This is a genomic window from Larkinella soli (genome assembly GCF_003703975.1).
Classification (GTDB): Bacteria; Bacteroidota; Bacteroidia; order Cytophagales; family Spirosomataceae; genus Larkinella; species Larkinella soli.
The window spans coordinates 14,286-40,748 of the sequence record NZ_QTJY01000020.1; the positions used below are offsets into that span (position 1 = coordinate 14,286).

Annotated in this window: 21 protein-coding genes; 7 read left to right on the forward strand and 14 right to left on the reverse strand. The window is 57.5% G+C overall.

What is annotated here, in order from left to right; genetic code table 11:
• Positions 1 to 414: 414 nt before the first annotated feature.
• From DX909_RS25500 to DX909_RS29650, 3 genes are all read left to right on the forward strand, one after another.
• Positions 415 to 1,221, forward strand: a complete 807-nt coding sequence (locus DX909_RS25500) for an alpha/beta hydrolase family protein (RefSeq protein WP_206513051.1) — start codon at positions 415 to 417, stop codon at positions 1,219 to 1,221.
• 68 nt (positions 1,222 to 1,289) lie between these two features.
• Positions 1,290 to 1,637 carry a TfoX/Sxy family protein gene (locus DX909_RS25505; RefSeq protein ID WP_128548078.1) on the forward strand — a complete coding sequence of 116 codons (348 nt, stop codon included), beginning with the start codon at positions 1,290 to 1,292 and terminating at the stop codon, positions 1,635 to 1,637.
• A 757-nt stretch (positions 1,638 to 2,394) separates the two neighbouring features.
• Positions 2,395 to 2,547, forward strand: coding sequence for a hypothetical protein (locus tag DX909_RS29650; protein ID WP_164851405.1), 153 nt, complete (start codon positions 2,395 to 2,397; stop codon positions 2,545 to 2,547).
• Positions 2,548 to 2,841: 294 nt separating this feature from the next.
• Here the strand turns inward: DX909_RS29650 and DX909_RS25510 are convergent, their stop codons facing one another.
• From DX909_RS25510 to DX909_RS25535, 6 genes are all read right to left on the reverse strand, one after another.
• Positions 2,842 to 4,137, reverse strand: a complete 1,296-nt coding sequence (locus DX909_RS25510; RefSeq protein WP_164851406.1) for a polysaccharide pyruvyl transferase family protein — start codon at positions 4,135 to 4,137, stop codon at positions 2,842 to 2,844.
• An 89-nt stretch (positions 4,138 to 4,226) separates the two neighbouring features.
• A complete protein-coding gene (locus DX909_RS25515) occupies positions 4,227 to 5,672 on the reverse strand; it encodes a RagB/SusD family nutrient uptake outer membrane protein (RefSeq protein ID WP_128548080.1) in 1,446 nt (481 codons plus the stop codon).
• A 14-nt stretch (positions 5,673 to 5,686) separates the two neighbouring features.
• Positions 5,687 to 9,088, reverse strand: a complete 3,402-nt coding sequence (locus tag DX909_RS25520) for a SusC/RagA family TonB-linked outer membrane protein (protein WP_229311191.1) — start codon at positions 9,086 to 9,088, stop codon at positions 5,687 to 5,689.
• Between the two features lie 108 nt (positions 9,089 to 9,196).
• Complete coding sequence (locus DX909_RS25525; protein WP_128548081.1) at positions 9,197 to 10,303, reverse strand: FecR family protein; 1,107 nt, start codon at positions 10,301 to 10,303, stop codon at positions 9,197 to 9,199.
• Between the two features lie 68 nt (positions 10,304 to 10,371).
• A complete protein-coding gene (locus DX909_RS25530; RefSeq protein WP_128548082.1) occupies positions 10,372 to 10,986 on the reverse strand; it encodes an RNA polymerase sigma factor in 615 nt (204 codons plus the stop codon).
• 342 nt (positions 10,987 to 11,328) lie between these two features.
• Positions 11,329 to 11,688 (reverse strand): winged helix-turn-helix transcriptional regulator, encoded by a 360-nt coding sequence (locus DX909_RS25535; RefSeq protein ID WP_229311192.1) that lies wholly within the window; start codon positions 11,686 to 11,688, stop codon positions 11,329 to 11,331.
• 168 nt (positions 11,689 to 11,856) lie between these two features.
• Here DX909_RS25535 and DX909_RS25540 point away from each other — a divergent pair, with 168 nt between their 5' ends.
• The 3 genes from DX909_RS25540 to DX909_RS25550 all read left to right on the forward strand — a co-directional run bounded on the left by DX909_RS25540 (position 11,857) and on the right by DX909_RS25550 (position 13,302).
• Positions 11,857 to 12,087, forward strand: a complete 231-nt coding sequence (locus tag DX909_RS25540) for a DsbA family protein (protein ID WP_128548084.1) — start codon at positions 11,857 to 11,859, stop codon at positions 12,085 to 12,087.
• A 143-nt stretch (positions 12,088 to 12,230) separates the two neighbouring features.
• On the forward strand, positions 12,231 to 12,668 hold the full coding sequence (locus tag DX909_RS25545) for an organic hydroperoxide resistance protein (RefSeq protein ID WP_128548085.1): 438 nt from the start codon (positions 12,231 to 12,233) through the stop codon (positions 12,666 to 12,668).
• A 109-nt stretch (positions 12,669 to 12,777) separates the two neighbouring features.
• Positions 12,778 to 13,302, forward strand: a complete 525-nt coding sequence (locus tag DX909_RS25550; protein WP_229311193.1) for an ester cyclase — start codon at positions 12,778 to 12,780, stop codon at positions 13,300 to 13,302.
• Between the two features lie 257 nt (positions 13,303 to 13,559).
• Here the strand turns inward: DX909_RS25550 and DX909_RS25555 are convergent, their stop codons facing one another.
• The 8 genes from DX909_RS25555 to DX909_RS25590 all read right to left on the reverse strand — a co-directional run bounded on the left by DX909_RS25555 (position 13,560) and on the right by DX909_RS25590 (position 25,174).
• Positions 13,560 to 13,973, reverse strand: coding sequence for a DoxX family protein (locus DX909_RS25555; protein WP_128548087.1), 414 nt, complete (start codon positions 13,971 to 13,973; stop codon positions 13,560 to 13,562).
• A 214-nt stretch (positions 13,974 to 14,187) separates the two neighbouring features.
• Positions 14,188 to 14,874: a bifunctional 4-hydroxy-2-oxoglutarate aldolase/2-dehydro-3-deoxy-phosphogluconate aldolase gene (locus DX909_RS25560; RefSeq protein WP_310589884.1), complete on the reverse strand. Its 687-nt coding sequence runs from the start codon at positions 14,872 to 14,874 to the stop codon at positions 14,188 to 14,190.
• A gap of 113 nt (positions 14,875 to 14,987) precedes the next feature.
• Positions 14,988 to 16,157, reverse strand: coding sequence for a galactonate dehydratase (gene dgoD / locus DX909_RS25565; RefSeq protein ID WP_128548088.1), 1,170 nt, complete (start codon positions 16,155 to 16,157; stop codon positions 14,988 to 14,990).
• Complete coding sequence (locus DX909_RS25570) at positions 16,154 to 17,410, reverse strand: MFS transporter (protein WP_128548089.1); 1,257 nt, start codon at positions 17,408 to 17,410, stop codon at positions 16,154 to 16,156. The genes dgoD and DX909_RS25570 overlap by 4 nt, the downstream gene beginning before the upstream one ends.
• A gap of 3 nt (positions 17,411 to 17,413) precedes the next feature.
• Positions 17,414 to 18,169, reverse strand: coding sequence for an SDR family NAD(P)-dependent oxidoreductase (locus DX909_RS25575; protein ID WP_128548090.1), 756 nt, complete (start codon positions 18,167 to 18,169; stop codon positions 17,414 to 17,416).
• Positions 18,170 to 18,302: 133 nt separating this feature from the next.
• Positions 18,303 to 20,531, reverse strand: a complete 2,229-nt coding sequence (locus tag DX909_RS25580; protein WP_128548091.1) for a DUF6259 domain-containing protein — start codon at positions 20,529 to 20,531, stop codon at positions 18,303 to 18,305.
• Between the two features lie 43 nt (positions 20,532 to 20,574).
• Positions 20,575 to 22,065: a RagB/SusD family nutrient uptake outer membrane protein gene (locus tag DX909_RS25585; protein WP_128548092.1), complete on the reverse strand. Its 1,491-nt coding sequence runs from the start codon at positions 22,063 to 22,065 to the stop codon at positions 20,575 to 20,577.
• A 31-nt stretch (positions 22,066 to 22,096) separates the two neighbouring features.
• A complete protein-coding gene (locus DX909_RS25590; protein ID WP_128548093.1) occupies positions 22,097 to 25,174 on the reverse strand; it encodes a SusC/RagA family TonB-linked outer membrane protein in 3,078 nt (1,025 codons plus the stop codon).
• A 163-nt stretch (positions 25,175 to 25,337) separates the two neighbouring features.
• Between DX909_RS25590 and DX909_RS25595 the strand changes: the two genes are divergently transcribed.
• Positions 25,338 to 26,456: a LacI family DNA-binding transcriptional regulator gene (locus tag DX909_RS25595; protein WP_128548094.1), complete on the forward strand. Its 1,119-nt coding sequence runs from the start codon at positions 25,338 to 25,340 to the stop codon at positions 26,454 to 26,456.
• The last annotated feature ends 7 nt before the right edge of the window (positions 26,457 to 26,463 follow it).

Here is a 26,463-nt window from a genome sequence, read left to right on the forward strand (position 1 = left end):
CTGGTTCGAGTAACCTTCTCGTCCCAATAAAAAACCGACTATCCCAGGCTGGGCCTTCCGGAAAAACTATTGAAAGCCTTTTTGCAAGCGGGCTTAAATGAGCGAGAAATGAACCACCGGCGCACGGCCGGGCATTTGAATTTGGGAGTCAATGCCTCCACCGCAATGGTTCCCTTCGGCACGACTCCTCCTTAGCCGCTGGAAGAAGGCTTACCCAAAAATAAAGATTTTTCGACCTCCGGCATTGCCGGCTAAAAATTGTTGAGTAGATGGTCAAACGGTAGCCACAGTCTGATTTCCCTTGACCGGATGATGGTAAAGTGGTAGCTTTAATAAGGCAAAACCTTGTTTGAAAGCATGTTATCGCGCCACTACCTTCGCCCCGGACGATCGGTTCTTCTATTATGGGTAGCAATGCTGCCTGCATGGGCCAAAGCACAGTCCACAAGTTTGAGCCTTAAACCTGATACCTTAACGTTTACAAACGGCCCAATTACGCTGAAAGGCTTGTTATGGAAACCGGCAGGCTCAGGGCCTTTCCCCGTTGTTTTGTTTAATCATGGTAGTGAACCCTTAGCCAGACCCATCGGACAGACTTATCTGGCGGAACTGGCACCAGCTTTTCTGGATCAGGGGTATGCCTTCTTCGTTCCCTTCCGTCGTGGGCAGGGCTTGTCCCGCGGACAGGGAAAATATATTCTGGACTCGCTCAGGAGTGCGGAGAAAATGGGCGGAGCTCAGGCACGTTCGAGGTTGCTGATCAGTCTCCATCAAACGGAACAGTTAAGTGATCAGTTGGCTGGTTTAACTCGTTTAAAAGAGCTGTCAGGTATCGACACAAACAGAATTGTGGTCGCTGGTGTTTCCTTCGGGGGCATTCAAAGCATCCTGATGGCTGCTCAACCCGTTGGCATCCGGGCTGTCATTAATTTTGCCGGAGGTGCCATGAACTGGGATCAGTCCGAATCGATCCGGATCTGGATGAAGCAGGCAGTAGTCAGGGCGCGTGTTCCGATCTATTTTATTCAAGCTGAAAACGATTACAGTATCCGGCCCAGCCTGGAGTTAGGCGCGGAGATGAAGCGGGTCAATAAACCTCACCGGGTAACGATTTATCCGCCCAGAGGGAAAGAGGCTAAAGACGGGCATACCTTTATCGATGCTGCGGATCGCTGGGGGCCGGATGTGTTTCGATTTTTGGAGGAACACTTAAAAAAATAACCGGAAAACCTATACCGACTTACCGACAAAAATGCTTTTTTCAGACTCCAAACTCCTTCTTCACTCCGATGGCCTACAACGAGCATTTAGCCGACCGGGTGCGGGAAGCCCTGGCCTCCTTTCCGACGCTGGACGAACGACCTAAAATGGGTGGGCTGTCGTTTATGATTGATGACAAACTGGTCGTCCATGTGCAGGACAATGACCTGATGATCCGCTGCGAGAAAACAATGACGGACGAGCTCTTGGATCGGCCCGGTGCCCGGCCCTACACTATGAAAGGCAAGGGCGCTCTAAAAGGCTGGTTATTGATTGACCCTGGCGGAACAACCCGACAGGCGGATCTGATGACCTGGTTGACCGTTACGCTGACGGCTACAGCGGAGGCCAAAGTTAGTCGGAAACAACAGGGGTAAAACGTGAATAGGACGACCTTCCCTATTTTGAAAAAATGCAATCACAAAAAGACTGAAATAGTATAAGCTTTTCAGGGCTATGCAGGTAATGAGGATTCATCAGCCGCGGCTGAAGCCGGCTTCCTGAAAGGATGATATAGCTCATTGCCCCTTTGCGGCACCTGTAAAGATTTCGCGGCAAACCTTATCACATTCCGGCGACATGTAAAAAATCCTGCCATTTGGCAAGGGTGTCCACTGATCCGGACACCCTTTGTTCCACTCGCTTCGAGTGCACCTCATTTTAACAATAAATCAAGAAAATTGCTCCTGATACTCCGGCAAGTTTATTTAGGGCGGATATTTAAACAATAGGTAGTGTTTTAGATTATCGAATGAACTAATACTACTTTAAGCAAATGGTCCTTATCATAAATGGAATCAATGAAGGGGTAACCTGGAACAACCTGTTTTGCCCTGCGGGTACCTTAGAATCCGCTCTGGATCGGGTTACCGGTTTCGTAGAAAGCGGGCTAATTCTGTTCAGCGTTCAGCTGCGGGACAACGGTTCCTGCCTGAACATCCCGGTTGAGGTTTTCGATGGTCAGCCCTTCACCCCTCCGATAGCTGCGCTCCAGACGGAATGGCAACAGGTACTGGCCCCCCCCGGCGGTTCTCCAGAGTCAACCGGATATGTCCTCTGTCGTTACGTTGGAGCCTCCGGATGATTCAGTTAAATCAGAACCAGCTAAACCGTATCCAATCGGCCGCAGCCCGCTTGCGCGAACAACCTGGGGCAGATGCCGCCCACCTGCTCGACCTTTATTCGGACCTGTACGCTTACTATGATCAGCAGTTGAAAAAGGCCCAGGCTGATTACGACGACCTCCTCAGACAGACGAAAGAGCCGTTGGAAGTGGAAGAACTCTAAAAAAGACACCGGCCCCATTTGCCTGTTTAAACCATGACACCCTTTACTGAACATTCCCCTTTTAAAGTCTGAATGTACAGTAACTTTAGTTAATCCTGCAAGGCTTTCCCGGCTGCGGGCCATGACTTTGTGAGCACCTGCCCAGCCATGTACATTGCTTTTTCGTAAACCTTTGTCCTCCCTCCCACTTCCCGGAACCGGCGCTCCCGTGCTTTTCCGTAGTCCCGTCATTCGCCGGCCTTGTCGGTCAAACCTCCTGGAGAAGCACTGCTTTTTTGCTGTTTAAACGTTCCATCATTTTTGGATAGAACCTGAAGCCGTTAGCTTGACGGTATTACGCACTACCTGCATCGTGGCTTTCTGCCGGTCGGCCACGAACTGCATCGCTTTTTTTACCTTCGCTTTGGCGGCAGGATAGTCCTGGTGAATGTCCATTACGGCTTTGGTAATCTCGGCAGACGATGCCTTGTCAATGTCGAACAGCCATTCGGGCAGACCAATATCGCGAAACATCCAGCCCTTGCGTCCGTGCAGCAGCGAACGGGCATGAACCACCGGCACACCCAGCGCCAGCCCCATAATGAGCGAGTGCGGTTCAATGCCAAACATCGAATGGGCGCGGGCATAGACCGACATAGCCTCGTCGCAGTTCCAGTACGTATCGCGCCAGACTACCTTACTCTGCACATCGGCGGGAAGCTGGTCATAGACTTTTTCCTTATTCTGGGCTACTTCCTTGCTGACTTCGGGAGCCAGCAGCACCTTCAGGCCGGTTTCGCGCACCCAGGTCGTGATGAGGTCGCGGACGTAGCCCATCCGTACCCGGTCCTGTTCCTGCTGTTCGGGCGTGGCCTGGGCCGGGTTCAACAGGCTCCCCTTGCCGGTGTCGTATACGTGTTTGGTGTTGGTACGAATGACAATGGCCAGAAACTTTCCGTCTTCCAGGCCCGTCTTTTTCAAATACGCCAGTCCCCGCTCCTCATCGCGCACATCGATCCCGAAACAGCCGTCCGGTCCAAACTCCAGCACACCAGGCGTAAACCTGTTCTCGTTTAAAAACTTTCGTGATTCATCCTCGCGGGTATAGATGAACGCGGCCCGGCTCAGGACGTCGCGATAAACGGGCATGGCCGGGTGGGCAAATTTATCGAACGACTGCCCGTATAGTCCGAAGGGAAGGCCCCGGTCGAGGCAATAATAAAACGGGGTCAGGCTCACCATCGAGGAAGGCCAGTCGTAGCCGAACAAGCCATAGTTAAACACCATGCCGGAGTTGACGATATACAGATTCGCGCGGTCGAAAGCGTCCTTTAGTTCACCGCCAAAGGGTTTGGCGCCATCCGAGAACGCCCCGCGCACGATGGTCACATTCGGAAAGTTTTTTGTAATCACCTTCTCGGTTTCGGGACGGGGGTCCTGATGCCAGAGCAGAATCTCGGCTTCAGGAACATACCGCTGCAATAACCGGAGCGTACCGGGCGTGTGTCCCTGATCGCCGATGTTATGATCGTTCCACGACGAGCGAAGCAGGATCGTCGGCTTGGCAGCCGAAGGTGAATGAAGAACCTGCGGGGCCTGTGTGACCCGCAAGTCAGAAACAGGGAGCGATGTAGCGGCTGCCGACAGAGCAGAAAGTTTGAGAAATTCCCGACGATTTTGCATAAAGAATAATAAGCGGATTAGTAGCCTTGATTCTGGGTTAAGTTCGGATTGGCATCCCGGTCAGACTGGGGAATGGGCAGCAGCACATGAAACGGCTGGATGGTGGCGTTCCGGTTAAAGCTGTTTTCGGCTTTTACGGCCTCCAGCAACCGGCCCGTCCGAACCAGGTCAAAACGCCGGTGTCCTTCAAACGTCAGTTCCAGCCGACGCTCCAGCCAAACGGCTTCTTTAAATGCCTGATAGCTCAGATTCGACAGGGCGGTCAATCCGGCGCGGGTACGAACCCGGTTCAGCGCGGCATAGGCCTCGGCGGTGGGGCCGTTGTTGGCTTCGTTCAGGCTCTCGGCATACATCAGCAACACATCCGAATAGCGCAGAACAGGAATGCTCGTGCCTTCTCCCCCATTGGTTTTGGCGCTTTTATCCCAAAGTTTCTGAAAAGCCACCGCTTTGGTCGGGTCGGGGTCGGTAATGGATAGGTTGGTGGTGACGCCGTTGAACACGTAGGACGTCAGGAACGTTACGGCTTTACGCTGGTCGGAGGCCGTATAGGCATTGAAAAGGCCGGCTGTGGGTCGGGCAATCCCTGCGCCACCCGCCGGATAAATCGGTGCCGAACGAACCCCGAAGCCCCGGCCCAGGTTGTGCCCGCGCACATCGGTCAGGTATTGCACCTCGATAATATTTTCCTTACCACCCCGCGCCGTGAGTGCAAATGCATCGGCAAAATTGGCGTATAAATCATACACGCCGAGGTCGATGACTTCTTTGGCTTTGGCGGCCGCCTGCGCCCAATAGGGCGAGGTTTGGGTAACACCGGCCCGGGTCAGGTACACTTTAGCCAGCATCCCTTTGGCGGCCCCTTGCGTCAGGCGCCCCGACTCAGTGACCGCGTAGGCTTTAGGCAGCACCGATTCGGCTTCTTTCAAATCGGCTTCGATGAGTTCATACACTTTGCTCGCCGGGTCGCGCGTGACGGCCAGGCCGTCGAGCGAGGTGGTTTCGGTCGTAACGACGGGAACGTCACCGTACAGCCGCACGAGGTTAAAATAATGGAGCGCGCGCAACCCTTTAGCCTCGGCGATATAGCGTTTTTTCAGGGTTTCATCCATTTGAATTCCCGGTAGCCGGCTAATGACGATGTTGGAACGGTTGATGCCGGCATAGGCCCCGGCATACGCGCCGATCAGGGTATTGGTCGAGACGATGTTGTACCGCCAGAGCAGGGGGCGGTCGGCGGCTCCGGTCAGAAACGGAATCGCGTCGTCGGTGGTGGTCATGTCCACACTTTGTTCAATCGGCGCACCCAGGGCGGCATAACAGGCACCGAGGGCCGCTTTGGCATCGTCCGCCGTTTTGAAGTAGGTGGCATCGGTCAGGTTGGTTACCGGGGTCAGATTGAGCTGATTCTCACAGCCCAGCGATACCAACGCCAGAATAGGAAGGAGATGTTTTATGTTCATGAGGGTAGCCGGCGTTAAAATTTAAGATTCAGACCAACGAGTACGGTTTTAGCCGAGGGATAGGCCCCATAATCCAGGCCCTGACTTAATGACGAACTGCCGTAGCGGTTCACCTCAGGGTCATAGCCCGTATAGTTGGTCAACGTCAGCACGTTCTGAGCCGCCACGTATACGCGGGCCGAACTGACCGACAACCGATCCAGCAACGTTCGGGGCAGGTCGTAGCCCAGCGAAATATTCTTGAACCTCAGGTAGGAACCGTCTTCCACCTGAAAATCAGACAGAATCCGCGATCCACCCGCCGAGTTGGCGCGGGGAATGGTGTTGCCTGGGTTCGCGGGTGTCCAGCGGTCCAGGACGCGGGCCGACTGGTTGTTGCCCCCCGTCAGGTTGACGAGGTCAAAGCTGCCGTAGTTGAGGATACGATTGCCCGAAACGCCCTGTACGAAGATGTTCAGTTCAAAGCCTTTGAACGAGAACGTGTTATTGAATCCGCCAAACAGTTTTGGGTTGGCATTACCGATAACGTCGCGGTCCAGATCGTTAATGACGCCGTCGTTGTTGAGGTCTTTGTAACGCAGGTCGCCGGGTTTGGCGGTTTTCTGGGCGGAGGCATCTATTTCGGCCTGATTCTGGAAAATACCGTTCGTTACCCGCCCGTAGAAATTACCCAGCGGGCTGCCCACCCGCAGAAGAATCGGGTTGATGGCCGTAGCGAAAATAAGCGCGTCGGTTCCCGTCGTGAACTCCTGCCGCCCGTCGAGGGTCAGAATGGTGTTCTGGTTGAACGTCAGGTTGATGTCCGATGTCCAGCGGATTCCTCCGGCCCGGTCGCCTTTGGCGATGTTGATCGTCGTCAGGGAAATTTCTACGCCTTTGTTCCTGACGCTGCCGATATTTTTGAGCGTGGAAATAAAGCCCGACGAGGTCGGAACGCCCACATTGAACAGCAGGTCGGAGGTGGTTTTGATGTAGTAATCGGCCGTGAGTTGAATCCGGTTATTAAACAGCCCCACGTCGAACCCCGCATCGAACTGGGCGTTTTTCTCCCAGCGTAAATCGGGGTTGGCAATACCGCTGGTCGTGGCCCCCGAATTCAGCGTACCCCCCAGCACATAAGGCGCATTGCCGATGTTGGCTAAATACTGATAATTACCGATTTCCTGATTGCCCGAGAGTCCGTAACTCAACCGCAGCTTGGTGTCCGACAACAGGTTCTGGTTCTTCAGCCATTTCTCGTTGGCGATTTTCCAGGCGAAGGCTCCCGACGGAAAGAAACCGAACTTATTGTTGGGACCGAAGCGCGACGAACCATCCCGCCGGGCCGTAAACGTGAGCAGAAAGCGGTCGTCGAAGCCGTAGTTGACGCGGGCCAGGTATGAAATCAGCCGCCAGTCGCTGGCCCCCGTACCCGGCGCCACCAGCGACGAACCTGCGCCGAGGTTATTGTACAGGGCAAAATCGTTGGGAAACGTGTTGGCATTGGCCGTTACATTTTCGGTGGTCAGCCCCTGAATGGTGTACCCCAGTAAACCGCTTACGGTATGGCGGGTCGTGAATTGCCGCGTGTAACTCAGCGTATTTTCGTTGAGCCAGCCGACGCTCTGCGAGGCCCCTACCGAAGCCACACCGCCCGCGGCCGCGCCCGCCAGGGCCAGCCGGGTGCTGTAGTTATTGCCCTTACCCGCCTGCAGATCGGTACCGAAACTGGTCCGGACGTTCAGTCCCTCCGTGATTTTGTAGTCGATAAATGAGTTGGCGAGCAGCCGGAGCAATGAATTTTTGCTGGTTATTTCATTGGCGATGGCGACCGGATTATCGACCGCGTACCCGTTCAGCGACCCCAGATTTATGTAGTAGGTGCCATTGGGGTTATAGACGGGAAACGTGGGGGAATAACTCAGCGAAGCACTCGTGACACCGCCCCCGCCATTCCCGTCCACTTCCGTTCGGGCATTGCTGCCGGTTGTGTAGGCCGCCTGCATGGTCAGACCAACGCGCAGCCGCGAGGACACATCGTTATCGAGGTTCGCCCGCAGGGTATACCGTTTAAAGTTTGAATTGACCACGATTCCCTGCTGATCGTAATAGCCGAACGAGACGGCATACCGCGACTTCTCCGAACCCCCTGAAACGCCCAGCTGGTGGTTCTGGATGGGAGCGGTACGCAGAACTTCCCGCTGCCAGTCGGTGCCTTCGCCGAGGGTAGCCGGCAGGGGCCGGTCGGCGGTGGTGCCGTCGAAGTAGGGTTTTCCCCCGCTGTTGGTCTGGGCTTCGTTTACAAACTCGGCAAACTGCCGGGCATTGAGCAGCGGAATGGTCCGGCGCACGGACTGCGAACCGTAATACATTTCGTAACTCACCACCGATTTACCCGCCTTTCCGCGTTTGGTGGTCACCAATACGACCCCGTTCGAGCCGCGTGAGCCGTAAATAGCCGTCGCGCTGGCATCTTTCAGCACTTCGATACTTTCAATGTCGCCTGGATTGATGGAGTTGAGGCCCGTGGTCGGAAACCCGTCAATGACGTAGAGAGGATCGTTACTGGCATTGACCGATCCGGAGCCGCGAATCCGAATCGTGGCGGCACCGCCGGGCCGGGCTGAGTTCTGCACGACCTGTACACCGGCGGCCCGCCCCTGCAAGGCCCGGTCGAAAGCCACAATGGGCGTCGCTTTGATGTCGGTTTCACCCACCTTGGCTACGGCTCCGGTCAGGTCCGATTTTTTGACCGTGCCGTAACCGACCACCACCACCTCCGCCAGCGATTTATCGTCCGTCTGTAACCGAACATCGACTACCGATTTATTGCCGACAGCAACTTCCTGCGACTGATAACCGACGAATGAGAACACCAGCGTCACGGCCGATCCTTCAGGCACCGACAGCCGGTATTTTCCGTCCGTATCGCTGGTCGTACCTCGCTGGGTGCCTTTTACCACGACGCTAACCCCCGGCAGCCCCTCGCCTTTTTCATCCGTAATACGACCGCTTATACTTTGGTCGGCGGTCTCATTGGGGAAAACAGGTTCGGGCAGGGCCTGACTGCTGCCGTCATCGCAGAACAGGGCAATTTGCCGTCCCGTCACCTCATAACGGATGTGCAGCGGCTGGAGTAAACCGTTCAGCACGGACCGGAGCGTCCCGGAGCGCGTGGCCAGGATGACCCGCCGGTTGATCTGGATCTCTTTGGGGTTGAAAATAAACCGCACCTTCGAGTTGCGTTCAATGGTCGAAAGTGCGGTTTTCAGGCTGGTTACTTCGGTAGCGAGGGTAAGCTGCTGGTCAAGCACTTCCTGCGCCAGCACGTCGTGGGCGTAGGTGGCACCGACAAGCAGCGTGGTTATCAGGAACTGCGTCACCGAGAATCGCATAAGCGTCCCAAGAAAAGAAGGAGTTAGGTAGTATCGGTTCATAAGCCGTACATGGTTTCTCATGGATGGCAGACGATACCGGCAGATACTGGTTATTTGCGATTATTTTTAGAAAAAAATTACCTATAAAATTAATTCACTGACTATCAGTTAGTTATTATCACAACCGTTGCTATGAATGACGATCTGCCCATCGACAAGTTCGTACGACGACCGGGTTATTTTACAGATCAGTGCGAGCTTATCGAATAGCGACTCGTCGGTCAGGTTGGCCGTCAGGTAACAGCGGCTCATGGTCGAGGCATCGTACAGCACGGGCAGGCCATAGATGGTTTCGAGCCGGGCAAACACCTCCGCAATAGGCGTTTCCTCAAACACGAAGGCATCCGCCCGCCCCGGCTGCAACATGGTGGGCCGGGCCACTACCGTCTTCACCAGTTGCTCGTCGGTTTGCGTATACACCACCTGCTGGTTGGCCGTCAGAATCACCCCGATCTGCTCCGTCAGCCGGTCGCGCCTTGCCCGCTCCACGTCGCCTGACCGATACACCGATACCCGGCCCGACGTGACCTGAACGTTTGCCTGACCGGCATCGGCATCGACCATAAACCGGGTGCCGAGCACCTGCGTCGAGAGGGTGCCGGTATACACCCAGAATGGTTTCTTGGGATTGCGGGCAATGCGGAAGAAGGCTCGCCCGCGTAAAAACACCTCCCGGCTATTGGCGGCAAAATGAGCCGGGTAATTCAGCGAGCTGTTGGGATACAACTGCACTATGCTGCCGTCGTCGAGCCGGATGTCCTGCACCTGTTGCGTGGTGTTGGTCCGGGTAATTGCTCCATCGGCCAGGGCCGGGCTGATCCGGCGAAGCCGGGCCTGCATCTGTCGTTCCGGCTGCCCGGTAAACCGGAGGGCGGCATACCCGAGTCCCAGCACCAGCAGCACCGAAGCCGCCACCCGGAAGGCCGTGTTGCGCCAGAAAGGAAGGGTCCGAACGGCGGTCCGGCGGTCCGGCTGCGTCTGAACGATTTCGTCCGTAATGTCGGCTAACCCAGCCGCGGGCAGGGACGTATTTTCTTCTTCAAGCGCCAGCAGAAACGCCCGCGCCATCTGGATGGTATCGGCTTTATCAGGATTTTGGGTCAGCCATTCGAGCCAGAACCGTTCGGCTACGGGGTCGCGCTCGATTACCCACTGGCGAAATCGGTCGTCGTGAGTTAGTTCGTCAATCGTAAACGCTCGATAATGGGCTTCCATAGCGTGAGTGGCTTTCTTTATAACAGGAGATGTCAAAAACCGGAGTCAGATACTGGTTTAGGATGATTTTATTCAAAAAAATTAATTTGCCATCCCATTGCCAGGGCCATTATCACCATCCAGTTGTCGCGCATGGAGGCATAGGCTACCTGAAGCAGATTGGAAACCGACTGGGGCGTCACGTTCATAATGGCGGCAATTTCGTCGCGTTCAAGATTCTGGTAATAACGAAGGTAAATGACTTCCCGCTGCCGTTTGGTCAATTTCGCCAGCACGCCGGCGATGCGCCGGGTCGTTTCGGCCAGGGTTTCGCCTTCAATGACCGTCCACTCGGGAGAGAACTCCACGAACTGGTCGTTGTTCTCAAGGTTGACGGGTTGGTCATCCCGGATGATTTGCTGCCGGAACCCCTCCCGCACGACCCGCTTCCGGACGGAACTGAGCAGGTAAGCGCGCACACTGTCGGGGGTGGTGATGTGGTCGCGCCGGTTCCAGATTTCAATAAACACTTCCTGAACGCAATCCTTTACGAACGCTTCATCGCGCACGAATTTATGGCCGTAGTTCAGGAGTGGATTGAAAAATCGATTAATCAGTCTGCCCAGAGCCAGTTCGCTGCCCTGTTTGAGTTGCTGCCAGAGCAATCCATCCGATTGGGGCGGGTTTGATTTGGGCTGATTCATGGGTTCCGGCGACGGCTTTCACATTCGTTAGGAAAGAGTCCTTAAAAAGTACAAGTAAGTACAAATAAATTCAAATTAAATTAAAAGGTAAGGTTCCTGATCCAAATCTTGAAGAGACTTCGGCACAGGTTCGTCCTAAGTCAATAAAGAGGCCGGGCCAGGGCGGCCCTGTACACCTTCTGTCCCTAGGTTGATGGGAAGCGTTTTGCCATCCCGACGCAGGAGGGGCCCTGTGCTCTGTTGACCAATCATTGTGAGCCCCGAAACACCAGATCCCTCGTTCCTCGGGAGGACAAAAGAGTCGGGCTAACATCAGCCGCCGTCTCGATGGGGAAATATCGATCAATGGGATGGAGCCGATTCCGAACCCGATTTTGAAAAATGCTGCTTCACGCGCTCAACGGCCTGGTTCTGCTCGCCCCAGGTAAGCAGTTGTTCCAGGATGGGTATCAGCGATTGAGCCAATGAGGTTAGCGAATACTCCACCCGGGGGGGCACTTCGGGGTAAACAACCCGCTCTACAAAGCCGTCACGCTCCAGCTCCCGGAGCTGATCGGTCAGCATTTTTTCGGTCACCAGCGGAATGGCCCGGCGCAGTTCACCGAAACGGATGATGCCGCCGTTGATTTGCCACAGGATGATCAGTTTCCAGCGGCCATGGATCAGGATCAGGCTGCTCGTCAGAGGGCAGTTGGAAATCATTTGCAACTGGTTCTGCGAATTCGAGGAATTCAACTTTCTCATGGTCAGCACACTATCATTTTCGTAAGTGGCATACAATTTCGTAACTACTTGATTGACAGAGAATTTTGAAACCAACTTTGTATCGTTGATCGGGACGAAAAAGCAAAACCGGCCAACGCTACGAAGATGAATCCCGTACAAATCGACCTACTTTCCGATCTGGTTTGCCCCTGGTGCTACATCGGCCGAAGACGGCTGGAGAAGGCACTGGCTCAGATTCCCGAGGTCGAAACACAGATTCGCTGGCAACCGTTCGAGTTGTTCCCGCAGATTCCGGTAAGCGGGGTGGAACGCCACGCCCATATGGCCCGGGTATTCGGCTCGGTTGGTCGACGACCCGGCTCGACCAGTTTCTGACCAGCGATGAAGGAGCCGCGCCGGTTCGGCACCAGCAACGGCTCTACCGGCTTGCGGGCATCACCCGGGCGACCCGAATCGCCCCATTCCCGACCAAAGAATAACCAGGTCTTTCGGCCTATCCAATTAAACAGATTATAATGATGGAAACGCAGGCAAACAAAGGGCTCTATGTAGCCGAAGTAACCACCCTTGGCGGCCGTAACGGTCATGCCCAGTCATCCGACAACCTGCTGAGTGTACATCTGGCCTTCCCCAAAGAGATTGGCGGGAATGGCGGAGCCACGAACCCCGAGCAACTTTTTGCGGCCGGTTTTTCGGCCTGTTTCGGGCAAAGTCTGTCCTTTGTGGCCTCTCAGCGTAAGCTGCCGGTGGACGTCAGGAACGTCCGTGTAACGACCAGGGTGCATCTGCTGGCAATTGAAGGCGGTTACGGCTTAGCCGCCGACCTGTTCATTCAGGTACCCGGTGTTAGCCGGGAACAAGCCGAAGAGCTTGTGGAAGCTACCAAAACCGTATGCGCTTACAGCAACTCCACGCGAGGCAACGTCCGGACGACGTACCGGGTAATCGAAGGCTAACGCAGCGTGCGCCGGCCGAATCAAATCTCTTCATCAACCCTCTTCACATTTTACAACCATGACTGCTTCCCGGTTTTTCCTACGCTCAGTGGTTCTATCCGTTTTCTTTTTGGTAACGGCCACGGCCTGCAATGATGAAAACGAAACCGTAACGCCGAAGTCTTCCGACAGGACGGCCGCCAATGCTGCCCTGGGACGAGCCTTCTTTGAGGAGGGGCTCAATGCCGATTCGCCGGCGGCCCGGGCCGCCGGCTTCAGACGGGTTGTTTCTCCGGATTATCAGCAATACAACGCCATTGCCCCTCCGGGCCGTGATGGGCTGATCGGCTTTGTGGAAGAATTCTATAAAGCCATCCCCAACCTGAATGCCGTCATTCATGACGTATTTGCCACCGAAGACCGGGTGGTGGTGCGTTGGACGATTTCGGGAAACGTAACGGGGGCTCCTTTTCTGGGAGCGGCACCCCAGGGTCAGCGCCTGGAGTTTGACGTGATCGACATCTGGACGATCCGCAATGGCCAGCTCTATGAGCACTGGGACCAGTTCGACTGGCCGCGCTGCTTTATTCAAATGGGAATTCAGGGATTGCCGGCCCCCTTTATCGAAGCCGCCGGCCGACCGGTAAGACGCTGATTCGGTTACAGGCCGGCAGAATTGCCGGCCTGTCTGCTGAAGTCACCTCAGCAAGGGAGGGCGCTCTGCCTGCCCGGAAAACCGGAAATGATTGCGGATAACGCAAAAAATAACTGTCAGCCGGTTAAAGGACTGGACCTTTCGGGTAAAAGTCTTTCCATCGTACCGGCAATTGCCACGACCCCCAACCGGCCCTTGCGGGTGTGGCGTTGCCTGATGAGGCAGATGATGGAAAGCCCCCGGCCTTCCGTCTCCTCCTATCGTCGGGCGGTTTCGACCGGCGCGGAAGACCTGGGGGCGGTAAAGGAAAGCCGCCGGTCGTTGGCATAGGCCCCCGCGTACATCAGCAGGCCCCCGACGACCATGGTATTGCGGAAGATATTGAGCAGGTCGTTTTCACTGGTGGCGGCACGGGGAACATGGACCAGGAAGATCATCAGGAACACATACAACGCCATGAGCAGGGAGGCCAGTTTATCATACCGACCCCAAATGCAACTGATGATGAACAGGAGGATGCAGATGCCGGTAGCGTAATTCCAGAACAGGGGAAAGGGCAGCCACGACGGAACGAACGACGCGCCCACGCCGGCTTTGCCGAAGTGCAGCAGAATGTACATGGTAAACGGCAGCACAAATAGCCACCTTCCTAAACCAACGACTTTGTTCATGGACTTCGATTGTTTAAACGTTGAAAGCACGACGACATGCCTACCGGGGTTTAGCCCCGGCCCAACCGGTATTCCGGTTTCCGTTTCAAAAGTCCGCAAACATCCGCGCCAAACTCTTGACAAAAGTCAATGGTTTAAAGGCAGGAACCGGGTGTATCTCCCCTTCTCAACAGCGGCTTTTCCGGATGAGTCAGAGCCCGTGCGAATCGTCGGCCTATGGAGTGATGACGGAGACATCCGGCGGCCGTGAAGCTCTGATCGCCTGAACGATAGCCTGAAAATGAACCGATAATGCCGGCCAGTTGCGTGCCTGAATATATTCCGGTAAAAACAACGGGCTGCCCATTCCCACCCCATCGGCTCCGGCCCTGAAATAATGCTCCATCGTTTGCCGGGTAATCCCGCCGGTGGGCAGGAGCTTTATCTGATTCAGGGGTGCTTTTACCTGTTTCAGATAGTCGGGGCCCAGCGTTCCGGCGGGGTAGACCTTCACCATCGTCGCACCCAGCGCCCAGGCCCGGTAGATCTCCGAAGGCGAAAAAGCACCCGGGAAGACGGGAACCCCCTGTTCGACACAGGCCCGAATGACGGCCGGGTTCACGATGGGCGTGACAATGAACTGCGCCCCCGCTTCCAGAGCCTCGTTCAGGTCCGCCGGCGTACAGACGGTTCCTGCACCGATGTTCAGGCTTCCGGCATACCGGTCCAGCGTTCGCCGGATCATCGCCGGGGCGCCGGGCGTATTCATCGTAATTTCCATCGTCGTCAGCCCGGCCTGCTGATAGATCGGGAGAATCTCGTCGAGGTCGGCTGCGCTCAGGTTGCGAAGGATTCCAACCAGGGGCATGGCCGTGAACCGCTCCCACGAAAAATCGGGTGTATCGCTCCGTCTTACTGCCACGTCGGTGTCCGGGTTAGGGTTGGGGCGAACGGCAGGTTCAATGCCCGCAGGGCCTGTTCACTAAACGGGAACAGAGGTCCGCCCCACCCCGGGATGAGCCGATCAGTCATGGCTCAGGCGGTGAAATAGCTCGTCGCATCGGCGGGCCGGATCTCGGTCAGCGTTCCTTTGTAATGGCGAAGCGGACGCGGGTCGAAGGGGTGTTTGCCGATCTCGTCCAGATTCAGGTCGATACCCAAACCCGGTTTGTCGGGAATCATCATCTCCCCATTCACAAACTGCACCTCCTCGGTCGTGATCTCCGAGCGCCAGGGGACGTCGGTATTCATGGTTTCGAGCAGATAAAAGTTAGGAACGCAGGCCGCCAGTTGCAGGGTGGCGGCATTGGCCACGGGACCGATCGGGTTATGCGGACAAACCGGCAGGTGATAGGCTTCCGCCATGGCGGCAATTTTTCTGGTCTCGGCCAGTCCACCCGCATGACTTACGTCGGGCTGCACGAAATCGGCCGCCCGCAGTTCGAACAGCGACCGGAAATTCCAGCGGTTGTAAAGCCGTTCGCCGGCCGCGATCGGTACGTTCACCCGGCGTTTCACTTCCGCCAGTCCTTCCAGATTTTCGGGCGGGAGCGGCTCTTCGAACCAGAGGGGCTCGAATTTTTCCAGGGCGTGACCAATCCGCACGGCCGTCGGAACGTCGAAGCGGCCGTGTCCTTCAATGATGATGTCGGCCTTGCCCCGGGTGGCTTCCCGCACGGCGGCCACGACGGCCATCGACTGCTCGAACTCGACGCGGTTCATCGTGAGGTAAGCGGCCCCAAAAGGGTCCCACTTAAGGGCTTTAAAGCCTTGCCCAATCGCAAAAGCCGCTTTTTCGGCAAACTGTTCGGGGGTCTTGGCGGGCGCGAACCAGCCGTTGGCGTAGCAGGGCACGCTCCCGCGCACCTTGCCGCCCATAAGCCGGTACACCGGCACCCCGAGGTCTTTGGCGGTAATGTCCCACAAGGCCATTTCAACCCCCGACAACGCGCTCATCAGCACCGATCCGCCCCGCCAGTACACGTCGCGGTAGGCTTCGTGCCAGAGGGCTTCGATGTTGCGCGGGTCTTTCCCCACAAAGATGCGTTCCAGCTCGCGGCACTGCTGCGCCACGGTCAGTTCGTTGTGTTCCAGTGTGGCCTCGCCGATCCCGTACAGCCCGTCGACGCTGGTCATGACCCGGACAAACACCCAATTGGTTCGGTAGGCGTGGCAGATATAGGTTTCAATAGCAGTGATTTTCATGGTAGTTCAGTAATGGTCAATTCAGATCGATGAAGGCTGTTCTTTTGAAAATACCGCCCGAGGGTCAGCCAGAGGCAAAAACCGCCCAGCAGGTACATGAAACCAAGTGACGACAGACCATTCGACAATCCGACCGTCGGCTTCAGATACCCCAGCAGGAACGGCGCAAGGGCCGCCGTGACGTAGGCGAACATGGCCGACAGCCCCACCGAGGTGGAGCGGTAGGGCGGTTCGATGACCTCGAACAGGGTCGTGTACAGGTTGGCTTCGTAGAGACCGCGGCAGAGGCCGAAACCCGCCAGACAAACGATGGTCAGCGAAGGCGTTTCCGCCTGCCCCATGCCCACGATGAACGGCACGCCGAGCAGGAGCCCTGCGGTCTGGATTATGAGCCGGTAACGCACCGATTTCCGGGCCAGCCGGTCCGACAGCCAACCGCCCCCCATGACGCCCACGAAGGCCGCCAGATGGTGATAGAACATGGAGGTAAACCCGGCTTCGGCTACCGACAAACCGAATTTTTCGTGCAGAAAAGTGGGAGTCCAGACCGTATAGCCGACATTGACGACCACCAGCGACAGAAACGCACCACACAGCAGCAAAGCGGCCGGTTTCCGAAACAGGGCCAGTGTGGCTTCGCGGAAAAACCGTTTCTGGTCGGCCGACGAAATGGCCGTCACCGGAGCCGGGGTGGGTCGTAGCCGGAAATACAGAATGGCCGACAGGATCACCCCGGCCCCACCGAACCCAAAAAAGGCATTTTTCCAGCCGTATTGCTGCGCGACGTATCCTCCGACCGCTCCGCTCACCACGACTCCGGCATACAGCGACGTCTGGTGAATCGACATGGCGACCGCCCGGGTTTTGTCGTGATGCTCGCTGATGAGGCCGTTGGCCGCCGGCGCGTAAAACGCTTCCCCACCGCCCACCGCCAGGCTCCGAAGCACAATCAGATGCAGCAGCGTATGGCTCAGGCCGGTCAGGAGGGTAGCCGCGCTCCAGAACAACAGCGAGAAGCCGATGATTTTTTTCCGGTTGAGCAGATCGCCGGCTATCCCCGCGAAAGGAATCATCAGCCCCAGGGTGAGCGAAAAAAGCGAACCGACCAGCCCGGCCTGGGCATCGCTCAGGCCCAGGTCGGCTTTAATGAGGGGCAGCGAGACGTTGAAAATCTGCCGGTCGGCCTGGTTGAAAAAGAAAGCCAGCCACAGCCACAGCAGCAACTCCCACCGGTAGGCATCTCGTTTCTCCATCGGTCAGCGCATGTTCATCCCCCCGTTCACGTCGAGGATGGTACCGGTGATGTAGTCGCCCCCTTCCCCGCACAGAAACGCCACCGCCAGCCCCACCGCGCGGGGTTTGCCGAGGCCCAGCGGCACGGACGCGCTCAACTTCTCGGTACCTTCGATGCCGTGCGTTTTCAGCATCAGTTCGGTTTCGATGATGCCCGGCGCCACGGCATTGACGTTGATGCCCAGCGGGGCACCGGTGCGGGCCAGCGTTTTCGTCATCCCCAGCATGCCGCTTTTGGTGGAGGTGTAATGCATATGTCCGAACAGCGACCCCCGCTCGGCGACGACCGAACTGATGTTGATGACCCGGCCGTACCGCTGCTTCTTCATGATCGTCATAGCTTCTTTCGCACACAGAAAGCAGCTGGTCAGGTTGGTATCGATGACGTAGCGCCAGTCTTCGAGATCGATTTCAAAGATGGTCTTGTTCTGTGAGGTCCCGGCGTTGTTGACCAGGATATCGAGCCGCCCGAACTCTTTTCCGACCTTGGCAAACATGGCCTTCACCTGGTCTTCCTGACTCACGTCGGCTTCACAGAGTAACACCCGGCGTCCGGTCTCCCGAATCTGATCGGCGGTAACTTCGCCGTCCAGATTCATCTTTTTGTCGTTGAGTACGATATCGGCGCCCTGTTCGGCCAGCACCAGCGCAATCCCTTTCCCAATGCCGCGGGCCGCGCCGGTAATCAGAGCCACTTTCCCTTCTAACGGTAAACACATGTTGATTTCAGGTTTTACACGTCGGGCGGGAGCGACCTGAGCCGCTCCACCGACATGTGGTCCGGAACTTAACGCTGCCGGGGCCGATCCATTGACCGGCTGGGGGTCGGAATAGGAACCGGGAGCAACGAGATCATTTCTTTTCATAAACAAGCAGGCGTATAGAATTGGCTTTCAGGGGACTTTCGGCCGACACCGTGGCCGAGCCGGAAACCGCCCGGTCGGACACCCTGCCCCCTTCCCGGCCGGCCACGCTGGCACTTAAGGGAGACGTTCCGGAACCGGAGTCCCCGATTTCCCGGGCGGTCGTCAGTTGGTAGCCCGGCACATTGATGCGGGCGGTGCGGGGGGTGGTGCGGCTCGTGTTCCAGACCACGACCCCCACTTGCCGACCGTTCCGGAAGCCCTTGGCGGTGATGTCTTCCCCAGCTACCTCGATTCCTTCCTCGTCGATGAACTGACCATAGCGGAAAAAGGCGGGGTTGTCGTTTTCGAACTGAATCAGGTCGTGCACGTACTTCGTGGCGACGGCTTCCGGGGCTTCCTTTATTTTGGCCGGCACGGGCGGATAATAGGTTACGTCCGCATAGCTGCCGGCGGTGGGCAGTTTCCCGTTGACCACGTAATCCACATCTTCGGCGTAGCGGGTTTCGATCTCATGGCGCAGTCCATACACGGCCGCGAAATTGGCTTCGGCGCGGGTAATCATCGGGTTGGCATTCCGCTGGGTTTCCACCAGTTCGGGAAAGGTGTAGCGGAACAATGCCGGAAACGAAAACTCCGCCGATCCGAAGCCGATGGGTTCGATGGCGGTGCCGATGCCCCAGCCGTGGTGATAATCGATGTTGTCGATGACCCCGTCGTGGGTAGCCTCGGTCATGATGATAAACTCCGGGTCCAGCTTTTTCAGGGCCGTACGGATGTCGTTGAGCATCTTCACCCGGTATTTGGTACCGGACTCCTGAGGCAGCGTATGATCCTGGATTCTGGAAAAATTGAGCAGGGCGCCTTTGACTCCCGCCTGGTCGTACAGGATTCCGTCGGCCCCCAGGTCGCGGGCCTGCAGGGCCAGGTTCATCATGGTGCTGCGCCAGCGGCCCGAACTGTACGAACTTTCGACAAAGACGACGGGCGTGGCACTGTTGTACTTGCGGATGCTGCTGGTGTAGGCCGACTGGTCCTCCCGGACGGCCATCGTTTCATTGCCGCTGTACTTGTAGTATTCGGTGGTGGCATCCATCATCGTGGCGTTGGCGTACAGGATGATCTTGAAGCCTCGTTTATGGGCCCGTTCGATGCCCTGTTTCAGAGCGGCCTGCCCGCCCAGCAGATCGTCCGGCACCCAGTTGGGAAAAAGCCGGTCGTGGCCCCCGTGCGCCCAGCCGAACAAACCGATGGTTTTGAATCCGAAGCGGTCGGCGATGTCGCATAGTTTATCCATTTCGTCGTACCGCCACATGACGTAGCCGTTCTGCTGTTTCAGGATGGCCAGATACCAGCCCGCATCCCGTTTGACCCAGTCGGGCAGCGTCGGCATGGTGAACTGAGTGTCGTACCAGGCCCGATAGCGTTTGGCTGCCGCATGCCAGGTCCCTTCATAAGGCGTTACCAATACGTCGGGAACGGCGAACGTCCGGCTGTACACCGGGAAGGTAATGGACGAGGTGAAAGCCGCCGACGGCTTGTCGAAAGCCAGGTCGAACTGTTTTTTGGACCGGGCGGCATCGTGGCATCCCACATACAGCCCGCCGGCGGGCGTATTGATGGAGAACCATTGCATACTGCCTCGTCCGCTGGGGTAGTCGAACGATTTCTGTCCGAACCTGGCCGGGTCGGTATAACACCGTCCCAGCGATTCGGGCCAGTATACGCTTGCTTTCCCGCCCGAAGCCTGGATTCCTGAAAGGATCGGATAGCTCAGTTCGCGGACCAGCCACTCATCGGACTCACTCGTGAGGCTGCCCGAAAAGACAAAGGCTTCGTTTTGAACGGCAATCCGAAAGGCGGCCCGAACCGGCAGCGGGCGTCCCTGGCTCTGCAATCCGGAGTAGGTCAGCGTAACCTCACTCGCCGTCTGTTTGAGGTCGACGGCCGTCGTGGGCTGCACCTCCATCAGTTTCGGAGGAAACGAGTTGCCCTCTCCGGTATTCTGAAGGGTCAGCTTCCACAGGCCGGTCAGCGGGGTGCGTGTCGTAAAGGAGGGAGTACCCCCCCGGGAAGCGATGGTCAGAGTGCCCTGGCGGTCGATAGTCAGCGTGGCATTAGCAGTCGAGAGCCGGGCCGTCTGGGCCTGACCGCTCAGCGGCAGCAGACCGGCCGCCGGCAGCATCAGTCGGAGAAAAACGTGTCGTAGGAAATTCATAGAGTTCATAATGGCTGAAACGACGTTAAACCGGCCGGCAGGGTCAATACCCCGGGTTCTGGTCGGCCTGGGTTAGGGCCAGATTCGAGTTAAGTTCGGAAAGGGGAATAGGAAACAGGGTGGCTCCGTCCCGGACGTTTTTGCCCTGGGTTTTGAGGATGGCCGGAAACTGCCCCGTGCGCATCAGGTCGAACAGCCGCTTGTTTTCAATCACGAATTCCAGGCTCCGTTCCCGGATGACCGCCTGCCGGAAGGCGGCCTTGCTCAGACCGGCCGGCACGTCGAATTCCGAGGGAGCGGTCAGCGGGACTTTATAGCCCCGGCGACGGACCTGATTGACGGCATCATAGGCGGCCGGGGTGGGGCCGTCGCCGGCCTGGGACGCGGCCTCGGCATAGATCAGCAGCACGTCGGCGTAGCGGTGAATGATCGGGTTGCAGGGGCTGTTGCCGTTTGAAACCTCGTTGGGGGCGTTGTACTTACCAAAGCCCGGAAACGGCTGGGGATAGTCGAATACGCTGACCAGTTTACCTGCCTTATTGATGAACTTGTCGTAGGTGGAAGCCGCCTTGCGCCCGTCTTTGCTGTCCCAGTTGAGCCAGATGTCGGATTTCTGCTCTACCGACCAGTTGGCGCTGCCCAGAAAACAATTTGGGTTGTCGGAGCCTCCGGCGTGGTTGAAGGAAGCGAACCAGGTGCCGATCGTCGGTCCGTCGAACTGAATCGACTGGATAATTTCGGCGTTGGCTTCATTGCTGACGGAAAAAACGGCTTTGAAATCCGGCAGCAGCTGGTACTGCTTCGAGTCGATCACTTCTTTGGCCTTATCGGCGGCCTGCTGCCAGCGCTCCATCGTCAGGTACACCTCCGCCAGCAGCGTCTGGGCAGCGCCCCGGGTGGCCCGCCCCCATTCGGCCGCCGGGCGCGTCAGGGGCAGCACTTTCTCGGCTTCCAGCAAATCGGCCACGATCTGCTCATAGACCTTTTCTTTGGGCACCTTCGGGTTATTGGTCTGGCCCGGCGACTGGATTTCCGTCGTCGGCATCGGGACGCCACCGAAGAGACGGACCAGGTTGAAGTAGTTGTACGCCCTGACGTACCGGCACTCGCCGACCAGCGTGGTCCGGCGCGTTTCGTCCATCGAAATGGCCGGGATGCGCTGAATGCCGGTATTGGAACGATTGATGCACAGGTACATCTGTTGCCACAGCGCCGTATGAAACGGGTGGTCGGGGGTGACGTTGAAGTTATCGACGGCCTGGAAGGTGGCATTCCGGCCGATCATCACCTGGTCGTCGGCCAGTAACCCGATGTTGTAGAAGTTGCGTCGGAAATAATCGTCGCTGGTGAAGGGCTGATAAGCCGCGATGACGGCGGCTTCGGCGTCGGCGGCCGTTTTGTAGAAGTTGTCGGCCGAAACGAAACTGTATACCTCTTCCTGCAACGAATCCTGACAGCCCGGAAACAGGCCAAGAGAGAGCGTCAGGGTCAGCAGAGTCAGGCCCCGACGAAGGAGTGTTTGACGCGTGTTCATGCGAAGGTGATCTGTCGGTTTAAGAATGCTTTTAAAAACCCAGTCGAAGGCCGGCCGTCCACATTTTAGCCGCCGGATAGGCCCCGATATCGACGCCTTTGCGAAGATCGGAGCCGGCCGTAGAACTTACTTCCGGATCGAATCCGGTATACCGCGTTACCGTCAGCAGGTTCTGGCCGCTGAGGTAAACCCGTGCCGACCGGAACCACTTTACGCCCAGTGACCCCACCGGAAGGTTGTAGCCCACCTGAATGTTGCGCAGCCGGAAGTAGGAAGCATCCTCGAAGAAACGGTCCGACACGAGCGGACTGACGCTGGATGCGCGGGGGTATTTTGCGTTTACGTTGCGGTTTTCGGTCGTCCAGCGGTCGGTGATGTCGGCCAGTTGGTTATTGCCCCGGGCAAACACGTCGCTGAGCGTGAAATTGTTGGCGTTGAACACTGTGGCGCCCTGTACGCCCTGAAACAGAATATTCAGATCGAAGGGGCCGTAGGTAAGCTGCGAAGTAAGGCCGTAGATAAAATCGGGGTTCGGTTTTCCCAGAACCGTCCGGTCGTCGGCGGTGATCTTTCCGTCCCCGTTGAGGTCTTTGTAACGCTGCTCGCCCGCCCGGGCGTTCGGCATCAGGCTGGAAGCGCCCTGGTCCTCCCCCCACAGGCCGTCGCGGACGTAGCCGAAGAAAGCCGACACCGGCTGGCCCTCCCGGATGATGTTCACCGGCAGATCGACGGGGGACGTGATCAGGGGTGCAAAAAACTGCCCCCCGCGAACGGCCACCGACTGCACCCGGTTCCGGTTGGTCGAAAGATTTACCCCGGCATTCCAGCGCAGCCGGCTGCGGTTGAGGATCGTCCCGTCGAGGGAAACATCGACCCCCCGGTTGCGGATGGAGCCGGAATTGAGCAGGATGCTGCTGAAACCCGAGGAGATCGCGACCGGTACCTGGGCCAGCAGATCGGTCGTGTTCTTGACGTAATAATCCAGGCTCAGATTGATGCGGCCGTTCCACAGACCCACGTCCAGGCCGGCGTCATACTGCGTGGTGGTTTCCCACTTCAGATCCGGGTTCGCCATGGTTGTGACGGCAAAACCTACTGCCGGCGACTGGGCTACGCCCTGGATGCTGCCGACCGTACTGAGCCGGTTCAACGACTGGTAGTTACCGATTTCCTGGTTACCCGTTACCCCCACGCTCGTGCGCAGCTTCAGATCCGAAACCCAGTTCACGGCCTTCATGAACGGCTCTTCCGACACCCGCCAGGCCAGCGCGGCCGACGGGAAAAAGCCCCATTTGTTGCCGGACCCAAACCGCGAGGACCCGTCGGCCCGGGCTGAAACCGTCAGCAGATACCGGTCTTTGAAGCCGTAGTTGACCCGCCCCAGCCACGACAGCAGGGAGTTCTTGCTCCGGCCGGAGGCAGGCACGCCCGGGCTGTTGCCGGCCGACAGGTTGTCCGTTCCGAACAGGTCGACGGCAAAGTTCTGAGAACTGGCCGACAGCGAGGAGAACACGCTTTCCTGCCATGTAAAACCGCCGGTGGCGTCGAGGGTGTGATCCGCGCCGAACTGCTTTTTGTAGGTCAGGATGTTTTCGTTCAGGTAGGTCGATCCTTCCCCCGTGATGACGCCGGCCTGCCCGGTCGATCCGGGAAGTTTCCGGGAAAAATAGCGGTCCGTGCGGTCGTTGCTGTAGTCGATCCCCAGCCGGACGCTCAGGGTCAGTCCGGCCGTCAGGGCGTAGGTCAGATTGGTATTGGCCAGAATCCGGTTCGTTACCAGCTCGTTGCTGAATTCCCGGGCCAGGGCCAGCGGATTCGTGCCGAACGGCTCGGTAGCCGGAATGGTGCTGACCGGAAAATAGCTGCCGTCCGGGTTGTACACCGAAGCCAGAGGGGAGCTGATCAAGGCGTTGTACACCACCCCATTCCCGAAGTTGATGCTGGTTCGCGCCTGCTGGTTGATGGTTCGCGATGCGGTGATGCTGGTCGACAGACTCAGTTTTCTGCTGAGCGTATTGTCCATGTTGGCCCGCAGGGAGCCGCGCCGGAAGCCGGAGCCGGTCACGATGCCCTGCTGATCGAACCAGTTGCCCGAGATGGCGTACCGGCTGGTTTCCGATCCGCCCGAAAACGTCAGGGCATAATTCCGGATCGGGGCGGGCCGGAACAATTCCTCCTGCCAGTCGGTGCTGACGGGCCATTTGCTTTTGTCGGGGAACGGAAGGGTGGTCTGCCCGAGGTTCCGGGCTTTTTCGTTCGCCAGGTCCATGTACTGCGAGCCGTTCAGAAGCGGTATTTTTCGCCGGACGGTCTGCACCCCGTAGTAAGCCTCGACATCGACCGTTCCGGGGCCGGCCTTGCCGCGACGGGTCGTGACGATCACGACCCCGTTGGCGCCCCGGGCGCCGAAAATGGCGGTGGCCGAGGCATCCTTCAGGACTTCCATCGAGACGATGTCGTTCGGGTTGATCGTCGCCAGCGGGTTTGTCGGCTGCGACTGGCCGTCGTTGGTCCCGATGCTGTTGTATACCGGAAAGCCGTCGATCACATAGAGCGGTTCATTGCCGCCGAGGACGGAATTGCCGCCCCGCACCCGGATGCTGACGGCACCCCCCGGGGCCGAGTTCGACTGGATGACCTGCACGCCGGCCACCCGCCCCTGCAGGCCCTGTTCCGCGGAGGTGATGGGCATTTCCTTGATGGCCGCGGCCGACACCGACGCGATCGAGCCGGTAACGTCCCGGCGTTTCTGCGTACCGTAGCCCACCACCACCACTTCGGCCAGGTTGCTTTCGTCGGCCGTCAGGGCGATGGTCAGTTCGGTTCGGTTATCGACGGCCACCGAGCGGCTACGGTAACCGATAAAGCTGACCTGAAGCGTTGCGTTAAGGCCGGCCATCAGCTGGAAGCGGCCGTCGGCGTCGGTCGTCGTGCCTTTGTTGGTCGCCTGGATGAGAACCGTTGCACCGGGCAGCGGCTTTCCGTCGCTTTCCGAGATCACGATCCCACTGAGTCGTATTTCATTCGCTGTCTGGGCCAGGGCCGCCTGTGCCGATAAACACAGCAATAAAATCAGCGCGTGGAGCCATACGGTATAGGGTCTGTTCATGCTGACAAATGGTTAAAGGTCTGAACTGGATGCAATTCTATTATAACATTTCTAATAAAAAAAATAATAATTTTATGCAAACGTTTGCGGCAACGTTTGCGAAAACAAAATATATTTGCAGCGGTTCTTATTTCTTTTTTCACCCCGGAAAAACACCCCTTCCATGCCACGCCTTGACCGCAGCCGCCGAACCAACGTTACGATTGTCGACATCGCCGAACAGCTCAGCATCTCGCCGTCCACCGTATCCCGGGCCTTGCGAAACCATCCCGATATTCGGCCCGAAACGATCGAAGCCGTCAAGAAGATGGCTAAAAAGCTGAACTACCAGCCCAACACCCAGGCCCAGAGCCTTCGGGAGCGCCGAACCCGGCTGATCGGGGTCATTTTACCTGAAATTCAACAGTATGCCTATGGGGCCATTCTGAACGGCATCGAAGAAGTAGCGTTCCGGAAAGGGTATCAGGTGGTGGTCTGCAAATCCGGCGAAACCTACGAGCGGGAAATGCTTCAGGCTTCCTCCCTGTCGAACCAGGTAGACGGGGTGATCGCCTGCCTGTCTCAGCAGACCCGCCGGATCGACCATTTCAAACAGCTCCGGCAGCAGGGCATGCCGCTGGTATTTGTCGAACGCGCGCCCGAGCGTCTGGCCGCCCACCGGATTCTTTACGACAACGAAGCCGGCACTTTTCAACTGACCGAGCACCTGATCCGGTCGGGTTTCGAGCGGGTTGCGCTGCTGACGGGGCCGGAGCATACCGGCGTTTGTCAGGAACAGCTCAAGGGGTTTAAGAAAGCCTTTGATCGTTATAATCAGCCGATTGCCGACGAATTGATCGTTACCGCCGGTTTCGGCTACCTCGAGGGGCGGGGCGGCTTTCAGAAACTGATGAAACGGCGGCCGCAGCCGGATGCGGTGGTGGCGGGCAGTGATCAGATCGCCATTGCGGTGGTTGGGGAAGCCCGCCGGATGGGTGTCGTCATTCCCCACCAGCTGGGTCTGGCGGTCTTCGGGGCCGACCCCTTCCATTCCCGGCTGGAAACGACCATCACGGGCCTGTCGGCCAAAGGGTTTGAAATGGGCAGCCGGGCAGCCCACCTGTGCATCCTGGATATTGAACATACGGATAAAAACACCAAATCCCGCCTGGAGCGGATCACCACGGAAGTGGTGGTGCGGCAATCAAGCCTGCGGCCTACGGACAGCGAGGGCATCGTCAGCTCGTACAGCCGGGTGCTGCGCACGGGGGAGTCGTCGGGCGAAGAGGTATATATCTATTAGTTCGGCC

Bases quoted from the DNA above. Each gene is read 5' to 3' on its own strand.
- DX909_RS25555 (WP_128548087.1), bottom strand. From the start codon at position 13,973: ATGAACAAAGTCGTTGGTTTAGGAAGGTGGCTATTTGTGCTGCCGTTT.
- DX909_RS25580 (WP_128548091.1), bottom strand. From the start codon at position 20,531: ATGAATTTCCTACGACACGTTTTTCTCCGACTGATGCTGCCGGCGGCC.
- DX909_RS25540 (WP_128548084.1), top strand. From the start codon at position 11,857: ATGAATCCCGTACAAATCGACCTACTTTCCGATCTGGTTTGCCCCTGG.
- DX909_RS25535 (WP_229311192.1), bottom strand. From the start codon at position 11,688: ATGATTTCCAACTGCCCTCTGACGAGCAGCCTGATCCTGATCCATGGC.
- DX909_RS25525 (WP_128548081.1), bottom strand. From the start codon at position 10,303: ATGGAAGCCCATTATCGAGCGTTTACGATTGACGAACTAACTCACGAC.
- DX909_RS25590 (WP_128548093.1), bottom strand. From the start codon at position 25,174: ATGAACAGACCCTATACCGTATGGCTCCACGCGCTGATTTTATTGCTG.
- DX909_RS25515 (WP_128548080.1), bottom strand. From the start codon at position 5,672: ATGAACATAAAACATCTCCTTCCTATTCTGGCGTTGGTATCGCTGGGC.
- DX909_RS25500 (WP_206513051.1), top strand. From the start codon at position 415: ATGCTGCCTGCATGGGCCAAAGCACAGTCCACAAGTTTGAGCCTTAAA.
- DX909_RS25595 (WP_128548094.1), top strand. From the start codon at position 25,338: ATGCCACGCCTTGACCGCAGCCGCCGAACCAACGTTACGATTGTCGAC.
- DX909_RS25505 (WP_128548078.1), top strand. From the start codon at position 1,290: ATGGCCTACAACGAGCATTTAGCCGACCGGGTGCGGGAAGCCCTGGCC.
- DX909_RS25545 (WP_128548085.1), top strand. From the start codon at position 12,231: ATGGAAACGCAGGCAAACAAAGGGCTCTATGTAGCCGAAGTAACCACC.
- dgoD (WP_128548088.1), bottom strand. From the start codon at position 16,157: ATGAAAATCACTGCTATTGAAACCTATATCTGCCACGCCTACCGAACC.
- DX909_RS25570 (WP_128548089.1), bottom strand. From the start codon at position 17,410: ATGGAGAAACGAGATGCCTACCGGTGGGAGTTGCTGCTGTGGCTGTGG.
- DX909_RS25520 (WP_229311191.1), bottom strand. From the start codon at position 9,088: ATGAACCGATACTACCTAACTCCTTCTTTTCTTGGGACGCTTATGCGA.
- DX909_RS25585 (WP_128548092.1), bottom strand. From the start codon at position 22,065: ATGAACACGCGTCAAACACTCCTTCGTCGGGGCCTGACTCTGCTGACC.
- DX909_RS25530 (WP_128548082.1), bottom strand. From the start codon at position 10,986: ATGAATCAGCCCAAATCAAACCCGCCCCAATCGGATGGATTGCTCTGG.
- DX909_RS25575 (WP_128548090.1), bottom strand. From the start codon at position 18,169: ATGTGTTTACCGTTAGAAGGGAAAGTGGCTCTGATTACCGGCGCGGCC.